This is a genomic window from Bacillus sp. EKM208B, from assembly GCF_011800725.1.
GTDB classification, from domain to species: Bacteria; Bacillota; Bacilli; order Bacillales; family Bacillaceae; genus Bacillus; species Bacillus velezensis.
In genome coordinates, this window is the sequence record NZ_JAANHO010000043.1 from 1 (window position 1) to 346 (window position 346).

A 346-nucleotide genomic window follows, 5' to 3' on the forward strand; every position below is an offset into this window, starting at 1 on the left:
CGGACTTGAACCGGCACGGTAGTCACCTACCGCAGGATTTTAAGTCCTGTGTGTCTGCCAATTCCACCACCCCGGCATGGATGGTATAGTATAGTTGGAGCGGAAGACGGGATTCGAACCCGCGACCCCCACCTTGGCAAGGTGATGTTCTACCACTGAACTACTTCCGCGTTTGGCAATGCGGATGAAGGGACTTGAACCCCCACGTCTGTAAAGACACTAGAGCCTGATTCTAGCGCGTCTGCCAATTCCGCCACATCCGCAAGAAAAACATGGTGAGCCATGAAGGACTCGAACCTTCGACCCTCTGATTAAAAGTCAGATGCTCTACCAACTGAGCTAATGG

2 tRNA genes are annotated in these 346 nt (G+C 52.6%); both read right to left on the minus strand.

From position 1 onward, the window contains the following. Window positions 1–95: 95 nt before the first annotated feature. Window positions 96–170, minus strand: a tRNA-Gly gene (locus G9F75_RS19765). Between the two features lie 9 nt (window positions 171–179). Next, window positions 180–263, minus strand: a tRNA-Leu gene (locus G9F75_RS19770). Between the last annotated feature and the right edge of the window lie 83 nt (window positions 264–346).